The organism is Mesorhizobium sp. M0590 (assembly GCF_040320905.1).
Taxonomy (GTDB): Bacteria; Pseudomonadota; Alphaproteobacteria; order Rhizobiales; family Rhizobiaceae; genus Mesorhizobium.
Window position 1 is genome coordinate 1 of sequence record NZ_JAMYQN010000059.1, and the last position, 2,629, is coordinate 2,629.

Here is a 2,629-nt window from a genome sequence, read left to right on the forward strand (position 1 = left end):
GCTGCGCATTTCGCAAAAACGGGACAGTCGTTCCGCTAAATCGCGGACAGCAGTTTCACTAAGTCGCGGACAGCAGGATGGGGTCGGCCCCCGGTTGCCTGGTTGAACTCATTTGCGATTGATTTCGCCGTTTTCGGCGCCGGTCAAGAGCGGCGGTGTTTTTTGCTTTCTCATGCTGTCGCCTTCGAGGGTGACGCGATGGGCGTTGTGAACGATCCGGTCGAGAATGGCGTCGGCGATTGTCGGCTCGCCGATCATGGCATGCCACTGGGCGATCGGCAGTTGCGCGGTGATCAGCGTCGATTTCCGGCGATAGCGTTCCTCGAAGATTTCCAGCAGATCGAGACGCTGCTGGTCGGTCAGGCTGTGGGTGCCCCAGTCGTCAAGGATGAGCAGTTGCACCCGAGCCAGCTTGTCGATGAGACGGGGAAAGCGGCCGTCGAGACGCGCCAGGGCGAGATCTTCGAACAGACGCGGCATGCGCAGGTAGAGCACGGAATGATCGAGCCGGGCGGCCTGACGTCCGAAGGCGCAGGCCAGCCAGGTCTTTCCGGTGCCGGTCTGCCCGGTGATGATGAGGTTTTCATGCGCCTTCAGCCAGGCGCCTTGGGCCAGCGACAGCGTATTGCGCCGGTCGAGCCCGCGATGCGCGGCGAAGTCGATGTTCTCGATGCAGGCGTCGACAAAGCGCAGCCTGGCAACGGCGAGACGGTTGGTCAGACGCTTGTCGGCACGCATGGCGGCTTCACGATCGAGCATCAGGCCAAGCCATTCGTCGCGACTGAGATCGTCGGCGTTGCTCTGGTCGGCCAGGTCCCGATAGGCGGCGGCCATTCCGCCAAGGCCGAGAGCCTGCATCTGGTCGAGGGTTGGATGTGTCAGCATGGTTGGTTTCCTTCCTTCATTGATAATAGGAGCCGCCGCGGATGTTGGTATGTGATGGCGTGGGCTTGACCGGCTCGGCTGCGGGCGGCACGCGGTCGAGGCCGGATTTGAGGATGGCGTTGACGGAGGAGTAGGTGATCGCATTGATGGTCAGGGCCCGCGCGCAGGCTGCCTCGAGCCGATCCCGCTCGTAGCGACGGGCCAGCGAGAGGATGCCAAACGCGGAGCGGTATCCCTGCTCGGGATGGGGACGGTCGCGCATAATGCGCTCGACCAGGATGGCGGTGTTGGCGCCGATCTCGGCTGCCTGCCGGATCAGGTTCGCCGGCGTCGTGTTGGCATAGCGCTGGTGCGCCTTGGGCATGTGCTCGTTGACGGTGACATGGCCGCAGCGCTGCGAGCGGCGGACATGGCTGGCGACGCGCTTGTGATCATGGAAGAGCTCGACCACCCGGTGGGTGAGCCGCACATCCACGCGCCGCCCGATCAGCGCGTGCGGCACCGAGTAGAAGGTCCTGTCGATCTCGACATGGTAGTCGGGATGCACCTTCGCCGATTTCCACTCCGCATATTCGAACGGCGCCGACGGCAGCGGCGCCAGAGCCGACCGCTCGATCTCCTCGAACAGTTCGCGGCGGCTTTTGCCGACATGGCGCATGGGGCGGTTGTTCAGATCCTCCAGCAACACCGCGATTGCGGCGTTGAGATCGCCGAGACTGAAGAAGCGCCGGTTGCGCAGCCGGGCCAGGACCCAGCGCTCGACGATCAGCACCGCGCCCTCGACCTTGCCCTTGTCGCGCGGCTTGCGGCTGCGGGTCGGCAGGATCGTCGTGTCGTAATGTTCGGCCATGGCGGCGAAGGTCTGGTTGAGCGTCGGCTCGAACCACAGCGCCTTGGCGACGCCGGCCTTCAGATTGTCGCAGACGATCGCCTTAGTTACCCCGCCGAAGAAGGTGAGTGCCCGGCACTGGCCCTCGATCCAGTCCGGCAGTTTTTGACTGAAGCTGGCATGGGCGAAGGTGAAGGACGAGGCGCCCAGCACTGCAACGAAGATCTGAGCCTGGTAGATGACGCCAGTATCGGGATCGACAACGGGCACGGTGTGGCCCGCATAGTCGGTCTGCATCACCGCGCCCGCCTCGTGGCGGTTGCGGAACGTTGCGCTCGCCCGGCGCTGGAAAGCGCCGAACCGGTCGCAAAACCAGGTGTAGCCATAACCATCGGGGTGCGCCGCGCGGTATTCCTGCCACAACAACGTCAGCGTCACGCCCTTGCGCTTCAGCTCGCGCGAGATCATCGCCCAATCGGGCTCGTCCAGATCCTGCGGCGGACGGCCAACCCGGCGAAACAGAAGCCGCTCAAGCAATACGTCATTGTCATAGCCCGGCGGCAGCGGCCAGTCCGAGATGCCAGCCTCACGCGCCCGCAACAGATAGGTCGAAACCGAAGTCTTGCTGATCTTCAGCCGTTCCGACACCGCTCGCACCGAGAGGCCCTGCTCATGCGTCAGGCGCAGGATTGATCGTAGGTCTTTCACTGTCGTTCGTCTCGCTTGCTTCCGTCTTGGCATGGCCCCTCTCAACCCGATGATGAGAGGGCAAAATGCCAGAACGGCGCTCCCGAGAACCGACCGTTATCCGCCCCGAAGACTGTCCGGGAATTAGCGGAATCACTGTCCCGTAATTACTGAAATCCCTGTCCGCGAATTAGCGGAATGGGTGTCCGCGAATTTCTGAAACACGCA

At 63.3% G+C, this 2,629-nt stretch carries 2 protein-coding genes; both read right to left on the reverse strand.

What is annotated here, in order from left to right:
- Positions 1–108: 108 nt before the first annotated feature.
- Positions 109–885: an IS21-like element helper ATPase IstB gene (istB, locus tag NKI52_RS32535; protein WP_352700857.1), complete on the reverse strand. Its 777-nt coding sequence runs from the start codon at positions 883–885 to the stop codon at positions 109–111.
- Between the two features lie 16 nt (positions 886–901).
- Positions 902–2,455: an IS21 family transposase gene (gene istA / locus NKI52_RS32540; RefSeq protein ID WP_352700858.1), complete on the reverse strand. Its 1,554-nt coding sequence runs from the start codon at positions 2,453–2,455 to the stop codon at positions 902–904.
- Positions 2,456–2,629: the final 174 nt, after the last annotated feature.